12 protein-coding genes are annotated in these 14,338 nt (G+C 62.2%); all 12 read right to left on the bottom strand.

Features of this window, described 5'->3' with window-relative positions; genetic code table 11:
• Nucleotides 1-6: 6 nt before the first annotated feature.
• The 12 genes from murB to mraZ all read right to left on the bottom strand — a co-directional run bounded on the left by murB (nt 7) and on the right by mraZ (nt 13,898).
• Nucleotides 7-975, bottom strand: a complete 969-nt coding sequence (murB, locus tag WC811_RS01200; RefSeq protein WP_372640043.1) for a UDP-N-acetylmuramate dehydrogenase — start codon at nt 973-975, stop codon at nt 7-9.
• Nucleotides 975-2,411, bottom strand: a complete 1,437-nt coding sequence (gene murC, locus WC811_RS01195) for a UDP-N-acetylmuramate--L-alanine ligase (RefSeq protein WP_372640041.1) — start codon at nt 2,409-2,411, stop codon at nt 975-977. Before murC ends, murB begins: the two co-directional genes overlap by 1 nt.
• Nucleotides 2,412-2,470: 59 nt before the next feature.
• On the bottom strand, nt 2,471-3,598 hold the full coding sequence (murG, locus tag WC811_RS01190; RefSeq protein WP_372640039.1) for an undecaprenyldiphospho-muramoylpentapeptide beta-N-acetylglucosaminyltransferase: 1,128 nt from the start codon (nt 3,596-3,598) through the stop codon (nt 2,471-2,473).
• 10 nt (nt 3,599-3,608) lie between these two features.
• Complete coding sequence (locus WC811_RS01185) at nt 3,609-4,790, bottom strand: FtsW/RodA/SpoVE family cell cycle protein (protein WP_372640037.1); 1,182 nt, start codon at nt 4,788-4,790, stop codon at nt 3,609-3,611.
• Nucleotides 4,787-6,202: a UDP-N-acetylmuramoyl-L-alanine--D-glutamate ligase gene (gene murD / locus WC811_RS01180; protein ID WP_372640035.1), complete on the bottom strand. Its 1,416-nt coding sequence runs from the start codon at nt 6,200-6,202 to the stop codon at nt 4,787-4,789. The genes WC811_RS01185 and murD overlap by 4 nt, the downstream gene beginning before the upstream one ends.
• Nucleotides 6,203-6,239: 37 nt before the next feature.
• Nucleotides 6,240-7,322: a phospho-N-acetylmuramoyl-pentapeptide-transferase gene (gene mraY / locus WC811_RS01175; RefSeq protein WP_372640033.1), complete on the bottom strand. Its 1,083-nt coding sequence runs from the start codon at nt 7,320-7,322 to the stop codon at nt 6,240-6,242.
• 34 nt (nt 7,323-7,356) lie between these two features.
• Nucleotides 7,357-8,790 carry a UDP-N-acetylmuramoylalanyl-D-glutamyl-2,6-diaminopimelate--D-alanyl-D-alanine ligase gene (locus tag WC811_RS01170; protein ID WP_372640031.1) on the bottom strand — a complete coding sequence of 478 codons (1,434 nt, stop codon included), beginning with the start codon at nt 8,788-8,790 and terminating at the stop codon, nt 7,357-7,359.
• An 8-nt stretch (nt 8,791-8,798) separates the two neighbouring features.
• On the bottom strand, nt 8,799-10,244 hold the full coding sequence (locus tag WC811_RS01165) for a UDP-N-acetylmuramoyl-L-alanyl-D-glutamate--2,6-diaminopimelate ligase (protein ID WP_372640029.1): 1,446 nt from the start codon (nt 10,242-10,244) through the stop codon (nt 8,799-8,801).
• Nucleotides 10,245-10,363: 119 nt separating this feature from the next.
• Nucleotides 10,364-12,043 carry a peptidoglycan D,D-transpeptidase FtsI family protein gene (locus WC811_RS01160; RefSeq protein ID WP_372640027.1) on the bottom strand — a complete coding sequence of 560 codons (1,680 nt, stop codon included), beginning with the start codon at nt 12,041-12,043 and terminating at the stop codon, nt 10,364-10,366.
• Nucleotides 12,033-12,332, bottom strand: coding sequence for a cell division protein FtsL (locus WC811_RS01155; RefSeq protein WP_372640025.1), 300 nt, complete (start codon nt 12,330-12,332; stop codon nt 12,033-12,035). Before WC811_RS01155 ends, WC811_RS01160 begins: the two co-directional genes overlap by 11 nt.
• A 40-nt stretch (nt 12,333-12,372) precedes the next feature.
• Nucleotides 12,373-13,410 carry a 16S rRNA (cytosine(1402)-N(4))-methyltransferase RsmH gene (gene rsmH / locus WC811_RS01150; protein ID WP_372640023.1) on the bottom strand — a complete coding sequence of 346 codons (1,038 nt, stop codon included), beginning with the start codon at nt 13,408-13,410 and terminating at the stop codon, nt 12,373-12,375.
• Entirely contained in the window at nt 13,407-13,898 is a 492-nt protein-coding gene (mraZ, locus tag WC811_RS01145) for a division/cell wall cluster transcriptional repressor MraZ (protein ID WP_372640021.1), read from the bottom strand. Before mraZ ends, rsmH begins: the two co-directional genes overlap by 4 nt.
• Between the last annotated feature and the right edge of the window lie 440 nt (nt 13,899-14,338).

Here is a 14,338-nt window from a genome sequence, read left to right as displayed (position 1 = left end):
GGTTATTCAGTTCTGTTCGGCGCGCTCGGCCGCCAGCGCTTCCCCGACCGGGCGGCCAAGATTTGGAATGCCGAGACGGATGATTTCCCACTCGAGTACGATCCCCGACGTTTCGCGCACCCGCGCACGCACCGTCTCGCCGAGCATTTCGACCTCTTCGCCGGTCGCCTGCTTATCGTTGATCAGGAAGTTGCAGTGCATCTCGGAAACCTTAGCACCGCCGACACGCAGTCCTCGGCAGCCCGCCTGATCGACAAGCTTCCAGGCGCTGTTTCCCGGCGGGTTCTTGAATGTCGATCCGCCGGTGCGATCCTTGATGGGCTGGTTCTTCTCGCGATATTCCGCGACCTCATCCATCTCTTTCAGAATATCGGCAGGATCTCCCGGCTCGCCCGCATACGTCGCTTCCGTGAAAATCCAATCCTTCGGGATTCCGGCATGGCGATATGTGAATTCCATATCGGCCAACGATAAAACGTGAACAGTGCCGCTCGGATCGACCGCGCGTGCGCCGATCAAACAATCCTTCGTCTCGCGCCCATGCGCTCCAGCGTTCATCCGCAGCGCGCCACCGATCGATCCCGGAATGCCCCGATAGAAAGCCAGACCGCGAATTCCGGCATCCGCCGCCGCCCGCGCAACCTTCACATCTGGAACGGCCGTCCCTACGCGCAGCCGATGCCCGTCCTCGACTTTGATTTCCGAAAAGCCGCGGCCGAGGCGAATGACGACACCCGGCACGCCGCCGTCGCGAACCAGCAGGTTGGACCCAAGCCCAATCACCTGAACAGGTACATCGCGCGGCAGATGCTTCAGGAAATACGCGAGATCGGCTTCGTCGGCCGGCATGAACAATACTTGCGCCGGACCGCCGACGCGAAACCACGTAACATCTGCGAGGGAAGCATTCGCGCTGAGTTTGCCACGCAGCTCGGGCATCGCCGTCTTGAGATTAGTCGTGATGTCCGGGAACATCAGCCCGCGCTCCCCGTCCGCTTCGGCTCCTCCGCGAGCCACGCGGGCAACGCGTTCGCCCATTCGGTCGAATTTCCGGCGCCAAGACAAATAACGAGATCGCCGGGCCGCGCCAACTTCCTGATCGCAGGCGCGATAAGGCTCGGATTGTCGACCGCCTCCGCCGGGCGATCCCCGATAGTTCTGATGCGCTCGGCGAGTGTACGGCTGTCGATACCCGCAATCGGGCTCTCGCCCGCCGTATAAAGCGGCGCAACGATAACGCTGTCGGCGTCCTTGAAGCAGGTCGCGAATTCATCGAAGAGATCGCGCACGCGCGTGTAGCGATGCGGCTCGACGACGGCAATCACGCGGCCTTTCGTGCCGCCGCGCGCCGCCGCGAGCACGGCTGCGATCTCGATGGGATGATGGCCATAGTCGTCGTAGATAGCGACGCCGTTCCATTCGCCAGTAAACTGAAAGCGGCGCTTGACGCCCGAAAATCCGGCCATCGCCGCCTTGATCTTGGCATCCGGCAGACCGGCATGGGTCGCGACCGCGATAGCCGCCAGCGCATTCAGCGCGTTATGCGCGCCGGGAACGGGAACCGACCAGCCTTCGAGAACCCGCGCACCACCTTTGACGCTTGCCGCCAGGCTCGCATCGAAATGCGTCGTGTTGCCGACGATGTGGACTGACTGCAGCCGAAGATCGGCATCGCTGCTCTCACCGTAAGTCAGCAGACGACGGCCATCAGCGCGGAGGTTCAACCGCTGCACCATCTCGCGCACGACGGGATGATCGATGCACGCGACCGCAAGACCGAAGAACGGAATGTTGCGCAAGAAAGCTTCGTATTCCCGGTGCATCGCCTCGACCGAGCCGAAGTAATCGAGATGCTCCGGATCGATGTTAGTGACGATGCCGATTTCCGTCGGCAGCCGCGTGAACGTGCCATCGCTTTCGTCGGCTTCAACGATCATCCACTTGCCTTGGCCGAGCCGCGCGTTCGAGCCCCAGGCGTTGATGATGCCGCCGGTGATGACTGTCGGCTCCTCGCCCGCTTCCGTGAAAATATGCGAGAGCAACGACGTCGTCGTGGTTTTGCCGTGCGTGCCGGTGACGGAAATCGTCGAATAGAGCCGCATCAGTTCAGCCAGCATCTCGGCGCGGCGGATGATGGTCAGGCCCTTCTGGCGAGCTGCGACCAACTCCGGGTTCAGCGCCTTGACCGCCGTCGAGATCACGACGTAGCGAGCGCCGATCAGGTTCACCGGATCATGGCCGACGAAAACGCGAATGCCCTTGGCGCGGAGCCGTTTGACGTTGGCGCTCTCTTTCTGGTCGGATCCCTGAACGGTGTAACCCTTGGCCACCAGAATTTCGGCGATCGCGCTCATGCCGATACCGCCGATGCCGATGATGTGGAAAGGCCCGATGTCGCGCGGCATTTGCATGGACGGAAGCTTCCTCGATGTCTCTATCTCGTGCGACGGCTCGACAACATGCAGGTCCCTCAATGGTCACGCCCCATACCAGATTTACGCCCTTCCGCTAAAGCCAGCGTAAAGTCGGCCAAATTCCGGACGGCATCCGGGCGTCCCGCGGTTTTAGCGGCCTTGGCCGCCGCTGCAAGGGCGTCGGGCGCCAGCAATAGCTTTTCCAATTCGTCCGCGAGGCGTTCCGGCGACAGGTTTCGCTGTTCGATGCACCACCCGCCCCCAGATTCGGCAAGGCGGCGGGCATTGTTGAGCTGGTCGTTGTCGAGCGCGTGCGGCAAAGGCACCAGAATTGAGGGCCGTCCGACCACGGTCAGTTCCGCGACGGTCGACGCGCCCGCCCGGCAGATGACGAGATGCGCCGCCGTCATCCGCGCCGGCAGATCGGGGAAAAACGCCGCGATTTCCGCGCTAATGTTGGCTTCCGAATAGGCTTCGCTCACCCGCTCGATGTCCTCCTCGCGCGCTTGCTGAATGACGCGCAGGCGCTTGCGGATGGGATCGGGCAGCGCAAAAAGCGCGAGCGGCACGATATCGGAGAAAAAACGCGCACCCTGGCTGCCGCCAAAAATCAGAAGCCGGATGACGCCATCGGCCGTCGGCGCCTCATAGGGGCGAGCCGCCGCGTCCATCACCGCTTGGCGAACTGGATTGCCGGTCAGCACCACTTTTTCAACGAGCGAGCCTTCGAGAAACTTCGTCCGTTCGAACGATGTCGCGATGGCCGTCACGCGCTTCGCGAGCAGCTTGTTGGCGCGGCCGAGCACGGCGTTCTGTTCGTGAATGGCCGTCGGAATCCCGCGCAGCCGGGCAGCGACGAGCGGCGGATACGTCGGGTAGCCGCCGAAACCGATGACGGCTGCAGGCTTCACGCGTCCGAGGATCGAAAAAGCCGCCCGCGTTCCGCGCGCGAGCATCAACGTCGTTTTCGCGACGTCGGCCGGCGAGCGCGATGCTAACGTCGCCGACGGCACCTGATAGACTGTGCGCGCAGGAAATCCGCCGCCGTAGCGATCGCCGCGCATGTCCGTCACGAGATCGACGACAATACCGCGGCGTTTCAGCTCTTCAGCCAGAGCGAATGCCGGAAACAGATGTCCCGCTGTCCCGCCTGCGGCAAGCATAATCGATCGCGCGCCCGCCATTACCGCTCGCTCATGTTGATGGAGTTTGTCCCCCGAGTTGTACCTCGTCAATGGCCGGAATCCATCGCGGCTTTTTGAGGCGCTGTGGATCTGGCCGCCACCGCGTCAGCGCGAGCAGCATTCCCGCGGTAATCGAAAGCGCGAGCATCGAAGAACCGCCCGCTGAAATAAACGGCAGCGTCATGCCCTTCGGCGGCAGCAAACCGATATTGACGGCCATATTGATCAACGATTGCAGCCCGAAAACGAGGGCGAGCCCCTGAATAGCGAGTCGGTCGGCAGCGTTTGGCTCGCTCGCCGCCCGCCGCAGCGACCGCGCGACGATAAACCCGAATACACTGAGCAGCGCGACGCAGGCGATGGCGCCATATTCCTCACCGATCACGGCGAAGATGTAATCGGTGTGCGCATCGGGAAGCACCGACTTGATCACGCCTTCACCCGGGCCACGACCGAATAGGCCGCCTTCGGTGAACGATTGGATGGCCCGCCCAGCCTGCGAGCTTTCCAGCGGCGCCGAGCCGAAGAACTTATCGAACCGCGCATGCACATGCGGGAAATAGATGTACGCCATCCCCATACCGGCGCTGCCGAGGATAACCAGGAGTCCAGCGCCGATGACCGGCAATCCCGCGAGCAGATAGATGAGCCCCGCTGTCGTACTGATCAGCACGGTCTGCCCGACATCCGGCTGCGCCACAAGCATAGCGCCGAAAACGGCCCACAGCGCCAAGCCGAAAGGCAGCGCCGGCATATCGCTGCGCGCCTCCGCTTCACCGAACAACCATGCGATGATGACAATGAAAGCGGGCTTCGCAAATTCCGATGGCTGGATCGAGTAGCTGCCGAACGTCAGCCAGCGCTGCGCGCCATTGATCTCGGTGCCTGAAAAAATCACTACGGCCATGCCGCCGATGGCGACGAGGAACAACACCGCCGCCAGCCGCCGGACGCTTGCCGGGGAAAAAAACGAAATAACGATCATCACGATCGTGCCGAGAGCAGCGAAAAACACATGCCTTTCCACGAAATAATAAGTCGGCAGTCCCTTCTTCAAAGCCACCGCAGGCGACGCTGCAACCGACAGCACGACGCCGATGGCGATGAGCGATAGAAGCGCGGCCAGAAGTCCGCGATCGATCGTGAAAGACCATTCGGCAAGGAGACTGCGATCGGCACGCGAGAGCTTCATGGCTTTGCCCGCATCTCGATGCCCGGAAGCGACGCGACGAGGCCACGGAAGCTATCGCCGCGCACCTCGAAATTACGAAATTGATCGTAACTCGCGCACGCGGGCGACAAGAGCACTACGGGCTCGGGCCCGTCGCTCAGCCGCGCCGCATCCGATGCCGCCCAAACAGCTTCATCGAGCGTACCGCTGCGCTCGAACGGAACTTTACCGTCGAGTGTCGCCGCAAAGTCATCCGCCGCCTCGCCGACCAGATAGGCCTTCGCTATTCCGCCGAAGTAGGGCGCTAGGCTCGAAATGCCGCCCGCCTTTGCCTTCCCGCCGACGATCCAATAGATATCGCGCGGAAACGACAGCAGCGCTTTTTCCGTGGAATCAGCGTTCGTTGCTTTGCTGTCGTTGACGAAGATCACTTTGCCGATACGGCCGATCTCTTCCATCCGATGCGGCAATCCGGGGAACGACGACAGCGCCCCCTGCCAATCGAGATCGCTCGACCGGCCCAGCAAGGTCAGACACTCACGCACCGCCGCGACCGCGGCCAGTGCATTTTGTCCGTTGTGCTTGCCGCGAAGCGTCGCGACACCTTTCAGCGACCCGAGTTTCACCGCCAGGCCTTCGCGGTTGCTGCACACGATTGTATCGTCAAGCAGGCTGTAGCCCGGAGCGATTGATTTCTCCGCGCTGAACGCGACGACCGGCCCGATGCCGATGCGCCGCCGCAACATCGCGAGGCCAAAGTCGTCGTCGATGCCGACGGCCGCGATATCGGCGCCAAGAACGACGCGTTCCTTGATCTCCGCGTAATGCTCGATTGTCCCGTGTCGGTCGAGATGATCCAGCGTGACGTTCAGCATCACGCCGACCGTCGGACCGAGCGTCGGCGTCAAATCGATCTGAAACGACGACATTTCAATAACGTGAAAGCGGCCGGGCTCGGGCGGATCAAGCGTCAGGATCGGACGCCCGATGTTGCCGCCCATCTGAACATCCTGCCCGGCATGGCGCAAAATATGTGAGATCAGCGCCGTCGTCGTCGATTTGCCGTTGGTACCCGTGATCGCGATGAATGGCGCGCCGGGCGCATGCAGCGCCCGCTCCCGCGCGAAAATCTCGACATCGCCGATGATCGCGACCCCGTTCTCCTCCGCGCGTTTGACGGTCCAATGCGGCACCGGATGGGTCAGCGGCACGCCCGGTGCCAGCACCAGCGCGGCAAATCCCGACCAGTCGGCGACGCTCAAATCAACGAGCGGAATGTCTTTCGCGATCGCGGCGTCACGCGCCGGAACGCCGTCGTCCCAAGCCGAGACGATAGCGCCACCATCGCGCAGCGCTTCGGCCGCCGCGATGCCGGACGCACCGAGGCCGAACACTGCGACCGATTTTCCTTCAAAAGACGTCGCGCGAATCATTGAGTTCAATCTACAGCAAGTCGCGTCGTTTGGAGCCCTAGCGCAACTTGAGCGACGAAAGGCCGATCAGCGCCAGGATCACGGAAATGATCCAGAAGCGAATGACCACGGTCGATTCCTTCCAGCCCTTTTGCTCGTAATGGTGATGCAGCGGCGCCATTTTGAAGACCCGCTTCCCCGTCAACTTGAACGACAAAACCTGGATGATGACCGACAGCGTTTCGAGCACGAACAGACCGCCGACGACCGCCAGCACGATTTCGTGCTTCACCGCCACCGCGATGGCGCCGAGCGTGCCGCCAAGCGCCAGCGAGCCCGTATCACCCATGAAAATCATCGCGGGCGGCGCGTTGAACCATAAAAAGCCGAGCCCGGCGCCGATCAGCGCACCACAGATGACGGACAGTTCGCCCGTCCCCGGCACGTGGTGGATTTGCAGATAGCCGGCGAATTTGGCGTTGCCCGAGAGATAGGCGATCACGCCGAACGTCGCCGCCGCGATCATCACCGGCACGATCGCCAGTCCGTCGAGCCCATCCGTCAGGTTCACGGCATTACCCGCGCCCGCGATCACCAAAACGGCCATCAAAACGAAGAACGGCCCGAGATCGATGACCAGCTCCTTGAAGAACGGGAACGTCAGATCCGTATCGAGCCCCTTCGGACTGAGCTTCATCAGCGCGAAGCCTGCGACCGCCGCAACCAGCAATTCTAGCGAAAAGCGTATTCTGCCCGAGAACCCGGCCGTCGACCGCTTCGTCACTTTCAAGAAGTCGTCATAGAAACCGATGGCGCCGTAAGAAAGCGCGACGCCCAGAACGACCCAGATGTAGCCGTTATCGAGTTGCGCCCAGAGCAGCGTCGAGACAGTGACGCCGGCGAGGATCATCAACCCGCCCATCGTCGGCGTGCCGCGCTTCAGAAGATGCGTTGCCGGTCCGTCGTCACGGATCGGCTGCCCCTTGCCCTGCTTGACCCGCAACAGATCGATAATCGCAGGACCGAACATCAGCACGAACAGCAGCGCCGTGAAGATCGCGCCACCGGTCCGGAAGGTGATATAGCGAAAGACGTTCAGCGCGCTGATCTGATCGCTGAAATTGACGAGTTCGTAGAGCATACCGCGCGAACTTCCCCCTGTATGACCCAGCCGCTTATGCGGCAGGCCCGTCCTTCTCGAACTGTTCCGTCCCAAACCGCGTCTTCAGCGCCGCCACCACTGCGCCGAGGCGCGTCCCGTTCGACGCTTTGATCATCACGACATCGCCCGCCCTCAGATGACTGGCCAGCGCGGCTTCGAGCGGCGGTGAGGTCAGAGAGTAACCGCCTTTCTTGGTCGCTGGTAGGGCATCGTAAAGGCCCTTCATATGCGGCCCGCAGGCAAAAACCAAATCGACATCTGCGGCATCGACGGCACTTTTCAGGTCTGTGTGTAGCACCGGCGCGTCGCTGCCGAGTTCCAGCATGTCGCCGAGCACCGCGATACGCCTCACATACTTTTGCCGCGGAACCGCACCGAGCGTCGCGAGGGCGGCTTTCATCGAGGCGGGATTAGCGTTGTAGCTCTCGTCGATCAGCAGCGCTTCCCCGCCGCCGACATAAAGTTTGCTGCGCGCGCCGCGTCCACCCGGAGGCGCGAGATCGGAAAGGGCGGCCATGGCGCCGCCGACATCGGCGCCGATAGAGTACAACGCCGCCGCGACCGCCAGGGCATTTTCCGCGATATGCCGCCCCGGCATCGCCAGATGCACGGAGAGCGTCTCGCCCGCGAGTTCGACAGCCATATCGCAGCCATCGTCGGACGGACGAAAATCCAATCCCCGAACGTCGGCATTTGCGTCGAAGCCGAACGTCACCGGCTTGGCGCCGCAGGCTTCCGCGATTGCCTTGAGGCGGCCTGCAAACGGATTGTCATATTTGATGATCGCCGACCCGCCTGGCAACAGACCTTCGAAAATCTCCCCCTTTGCATCTGCGATCTCCGCGACCGATGGGAAATGCTCAAGGTGGACGGCCTCGACGGTCGTTATAATCGCAGCGTGCGGGCGAACCATCTTCGTCAACGGCCGGATCTCGTCCGCATGATTCATGCCGATTTCGAAAACACCGAACTGCGTGTCGGCCGGCATCCGCGCCAATGTCAGCGGCACGCCCCAATGATTGTTATAGGATTTCTCCGACGCGTGCGTGACCCCGAGCCGCGAAAGCGCGGCGCGCAGCATTTCCTTCGTACCGGTTTTCCCAGCGCTCCCCGTCACGCCGATGACGCGTGCGTCGGATGAGAGCCTGTCGCGCGCCGCCCGCCCCAAGGCAACGAGCCCGGCAAGAGGATCGGATACCCGAAACAGAACGCCGTCGCTCGCCTGCCGCGAATAATCTTGGCCGACCAGCGCCGCTCCCGCTCCGGCCTTGAACGCGGCAGAAACGAATTCGTGCCCATCACGCACATCCTTGAGCGCTACGAACAGATCGCCGGGCTGCAACGTCCGCGTATCGATCGACACGCCCGAAACCGCGACGTCAGCGCCGCCGTCGGGATCGACGCCCAAAGCGATGCTCAATTCCGAGGAAGACCAGCGAGGGTTCATCACATGCATCAGCCCGTCAGCGCCTTCGAAACCTCGTCGTGATCGGAAAACGGGATGATCCGATCGCCGATGATCTGGCCGGTTTCGTGACCCTTTCCGGCCACAAGCACGACATCGCCGGGCATCATCATCGCAACCGCCGTCGCAATGGCTTCCGCCCGGTCGCCAATTTCGCGCGCGCCAATCGCACCGACTAAAATTTCCTTGCGAATTTCGGCCGGTTGCTCGCTGCGCGGATTGTCGTCGGTCACAATCGTGATGTTCGCGCGCTCGACCGAAATACGACCCATGATCGGCCGCTTGCCCTTGTCTCTGTCGCCACCGCAGCCGAACACCGAAATGAGGCGTCCCGTCGCGAACGGCCGGCAAGCGTCAAGCGCAGCCGCCAGCGCTTCGGGCTTGTGCGCGTAATCGACGATGGCCAGACCGCCGTTCCGTTCGCCAATGATTTCGAGACGCCCCGGCACGCCTTTGAGCCCACCGAGCGCCCTGAGCACCTCAGCCGTGTCTTCGCCGACCGCGATCGCAAGGCCTGCGGCCACAAGCGCGTTCTCGACCTGATACGCGCCGACGAGAGGGAGATCGACCTCATAGGATTTACCGCCAGCAGTAACGCCGATAATCTGCCGAAAACCATCTCGCGTAAGTGATGTGCGCGCCAACGCGTCGCCGCCGGTCCCGACCATCATCACACGCAAACCATGCGCTCCGGCCGCCGCCGCGACATCCTTCGAGTAAGCCCCGTCGGCATTGATGACCGCAGGCTGTCCCGGCTTCAGAAGCTCGGTAAAAAGTCGGAGCTTCGCACTCAAATAATCTTCGACCGTCGGATGATAATCCATGTGATCGCGGCCGAGGTTCGTGAACGCCGCAGCCTTGAGTTCCACTCCATCCAGCCGATGCTGATCGAGCCCATGCGAGGACGCCTCGAATGCCAGATGCGTGACGCCTTCTTCGGCCAGAGCCGCAAGCGCCGCGTGCAGCGTCACCGGATCCGGCGTCGTGAGAGATCCGTAAACCGCGCCCGACGGCTTCACGATGCCGATCGTGCCGACGGATGCCGCCTTGTGGCCGAGCGCTGTAAAGATTTGCCGTGTGAAATCCGCGACCGAAGTCTTGCCGCTGGTGCCCGTTACGGCGACGGCGCATTCCGGTTGCCGCCGCGCAAGCTTGGCCGCGATCTTCGCCAAAGCCGCGCGCGGATTGTCGACCTCGATCAGTGCGACGCCATCGGGCACGCGGACGTTCTTGTTACGGCCGACGATGACGACGACAGCGCCGCGCGCAATCGCTTCGGGAACGAAATCGGCGCCATCGGCCTTCGCGCCCGGCAACCCGGCAAAGATCGCCCCCGGCCCGACGGCCGCGCTCGCGGCGGTAATTCCGGTGACGGAAATGTCGTGTGCGCCCGGCGGCGGCTCGATATCGGCGGGAAGCACCTCACTCAGCCGCATGTCCCCGCCTCGCTGCCCCCCAAAATTGCCGACCTACCGATCAATCACGGCCGACTTATGCATAGGCCCGAAACTTGATAGGAGGCGGCGGCGAAGCCGTCAAATCCCCAGCTTCGAGGTCATTGGCTTGCCGCAACAGCCTCCGGCGCAACCCCAAGCTGAGCGGCGATGCGCGCGATCAGCTCCCCCGTGACGGGCGCGGCGTTCACACCAGCCGTGCGACGCCCGCGCGTCGCCTCCACGCCCTTTGGCTCGAACAAAATGACGAACGTCAGATACTGCGGATCGTCCGTCGGGAACGTTGCGAGAAACGACGAGATCACCGAATTCGACGTGTAGCCGCCTTTTCCGGCGACATCCGCGGTTCCGGTCTTGCCCCCGACCCGATACCCCGGCACATCGGCCTTGCCGCCCGTGCCGTCGCGATTGACGACATTGAGGCGCATGAGGTGCGCCATAAGGTGGGACGTATCCACGCCGACGACGGCTTTTCCGTCCGCCGTTCCGGCATCGAATTTCCGCAAGAATGTCGGATGCACCGTCATGCCGTTGTTCAAGATCGTTGCCGCCGCCACTGCAAACTGCAACGGCGCGACAGCAATGCCATGCCCGAACGCGGCCGTGATCGTCGAAATCCTGTTCCAGCGAGGCGGCAATTGCGGCGCGGCGAGCGGGCCTTCTTCCGTCTGCATCTGATCCAAAAGACCGAGCTTCTTCAGGAACGCCTGCAGTTTTTCCGGCCCCGCTTCGAGCGCCAGCATACCGGCGCCGACATTCGACGAATGCGTATAAACTTCCGTGACGGTCAATGGCCGGTTCGCGGGATGAAAATCCGTGACGGTGAAACGCCCCGCTTCGAGCGGTTGACGCACATCGAGCAGAGTGTCCGGCCGCGCCAGCCCTTCATCGAACGCCATGGCGAGCGTCAACGTCTTGAACACCGAGCCAAGCTCATAGGTGCCCCCTGCCATACGGTCGATGTGCTTCTTATCGAGCGCCTCTGTCGGCCAGCTCGGGTCGACGCGCGGCAGCGACGCGCTGGCAAGGATCTCACCGGTCTTGATGTTCAGGACGACGCCCGCCGCGCCATCCGTCTTGTAGCGCCGCCCCGCATCGTCAAGCTCATCTTCGAGTGCGTGCTGTACCCCGATATCGAGCGACAGGCGAACCGGCGGCCGGCTCGAAAGCACAGCCGAATGGACGGGATCGACTCCGACCTTATCGTCGATATAACGCTCGATTCCCGCCACGCCGCGATTGTCGACGTCCGTGTAGCCGAGCACATGCCCGGCCATCATGCCGCCGGGGTAGGCGCGCTTCAGCTCATAACGAAACGAAATGCCCGGCAACCCGAGATCGTGCACTTTCTGCGCGATGCCGGGCGAAACGCCCCGCCGAACCCACATGAAGCGCCGAGACTTGTCGGCAAGATCGCGAAGCAGTTGCTCGCCGTTAAGATCGGGCAGCACCGTCGAAAGCTTCTCGACGACTTCATCGCGGTCGATCACCAGACCCGGATCGGCAAAGATCGATGGCGCTTCGAGGTCGGTCGCAAGCAGCCGCCCATTCCGGTCGACGATATCCGGCCGGCTGAAGCTCGTCGCCGAGACCGGTTCCGACACCGCCAGCGTGATGTCGGTGTGACGCGGCACCGTCAATAGCAAAAGCTGCGCTGCGACCCCGGCGAAAGCTGCGAACAGAACAGCGTAGACAATCCGTTCCGAAGCCCGGCGCGAGCCGCGAGACACGATCTGTGAACGTCCCCCAATCACGGTCAACTGCTGCCCCTCAGCGGCCATTGACGCCATCCTGGCGCCCATTGAGTTCGGAAACTTCGCGTCCGTTTTGAAATTGTTCGGGCTTTGGCGACGCGAGACCGAGTTGACGCGCGAGACCGTCGATCCTATCGGGCCGCGCCAGCACGCCGCGCTCGGCTTTGAGCACCGCAATGTCGCTGCGCGCTTGATCCGAAAGCCGCTCTCTTGCCTGAACCTCGGCCTCAAGGCGGCGTGTGTCGTAATTCAAAGCGTAAAGAAGCAGCGCACTCGAGACCGCGAAAAAGAAAGCCGTAATATTCAACAGACGCATTTTGATACACTTCCTGTTGAGCTTGTCCCCAAGCTGCGCATTACCGGCGGTGTTCAGGCACTCCCATCGCGCCCATATCTAAAGGCCACGCCGCTGCGTCGGTGCGGACGGCGGCCCGCAAACGTGCTGACCGGGAACGAGGGTTCACTTCCAATTCACCTTTAGAAGGTGTTAACGGTCGCGAGTTAACAAGTCGGAAACTTGGGGACCCGGATTTTATCAATTCCGGCGGCAAGTGTCGCGAACCGCCCGGCGTCTTGCCGCTGCGCTCGGTCAGAAATTTTTTGACGATCCGGTCTTCGAGGCTGTGAAAGCTGACCACGACGAGCCGCCCGCCTGGCTTCAGCACGCGTTCCGCCGCCGCCAATCCATGCGCAAGCTCGCCAAGCTCATCGTTGACGAAGATGCGCAGTGCTTGAAACGTCCGCGTCGCCGGATGACGGCCGTCGACCTTCCGGCCGTGAAAAACCCGCAGGACGATATCCGCGAGTTCGAGCGTGCGCGAAAACGGCGTCTCATCCCTCCTCTTGACGATGGCCCGCGCAATGGCACGCGAGCGATGCTCCTCGCCGAACGTGTAAATAACGTTCGCGATCTCTTCGTCTTCGGCCGTATTGAGGAAATCGGCGGCGCTCATCCCCGACGACGACATGCGCATATCGAGCGGGCCGTCGGATTGAAATGAAAACCCGCGCTCGGCGTCGTCAAGCTGCATCGACGAAACGCCGATGTCGAGCACGACGCCGTCGACCAACTGACCCGGCAGTTCCGAGCCGACCGCGTCTTCCATTTGACTGAAAGGTGTTTCGGCGATCTTCAGGCGTCCGCCGAGCTGCGCGACCAGCGCCGCGGAATCGCGGATGGCGTTCGGATCGCGATCGAGCGCCAGCACGGAGCATTCGGCCGCGCCGAGAATTGCGCGCGTATAGCCACCCGCACCGAACGTCCCATCGATGTAGATTTCGCCGTCCTTCGGCGCGAGCGTTTCGAGAACTTCCGAGACGAGCACGGGAATGTGGCGCGGATGCTTGTCAGCAGGCCCCAGCGAGGCTCCCTCTGCCCCGCCACCGCGCGTCATTCCCGTGCTCCCTCGTTGCCGTCGTCATCCGACGAACGGCCACCCGCTGCAAAAAGCTTTCGCGTCACTTGAACTTTGCTGCGTGCTTCTTTCCGGCGTTCTTCGAAGGCTTTGGGTTCCCACATCTGGAACTTGTCACCAAGGCCAACAAACGTGACGGCGGTGTCCAGGCCGGCGTGGACGCGAAGGCCTTCAGGAAGGACGATGCGGCCGTCGCCATCGATCGTGAGAACCTGGACGTCGCCATAGAGTGCGACAGAGAGCTCGTCTCGCTCATCCGAATAGTCCGGCAAGCCCGCGAGAAGCCCGTCGATTTTCTTTGCAAGTCTTTCGCCGCCAGCATCGAGGGCAGCAGCATCGAGCGAGGGGTAGCAGTAGAGTCCGCCCGCGTAACCGTCGCGTTCGAGAACGGCACGAAACGAGGCTGGAATAGAGACCCGGCCTTTGGCGTCGATCTTGTTTGTGAATGTCGAGACAAAGCGATCCATCTCCCAGCTAACGAATTTCGCCCTCCAACTCGTTTACTGAAAAAACGCCTTCGTCTTTTGTCCGGCCCGGACGCCGGAGTTCGCTTGGGGTGCTGCGCGCAGATCGCGTGTCGCCCGAAGCGATGGAAGTGAGAGAAAGGGACCGTGGCGGTCGCCTGAATTTGGGCCCTCTACCAAACCCCGCGCCCAGCCACGGATTCCTGCCCGGTGCGGACGGGCACATATGGGATCGCATGGGATTAGATGGTCGTCAACGGATTATTAAGGATATTTCGTGGTCAGAAGTGGAATTGTCACCGTCGATCCACAGCCGGCTCGCCTCGCGCACCCCATCCGAAAGTCGGATCGCGACGCAAGCGACTGAGAACCCAGAGATTTTTGGCAAGCGCGGCGAAGGCTCACGGAGACCTGATTGGCGGGCAACCAACGGCGCGCGCATC

The organism is Hyphomicrobium sp. (assembly GCF_041659645.1).
GTDB lineage: Bacteria > Pseudomonadota > Alphaproteobacteria > Rhizobiales > Hyphomicrobiaceae > Hyphomicrobium_B.
The sequence above is the reverse complement of the archived record's forward strand: the minus strand, read 5'-3'. Positions and strand labels throughout refer to the sequence as shown.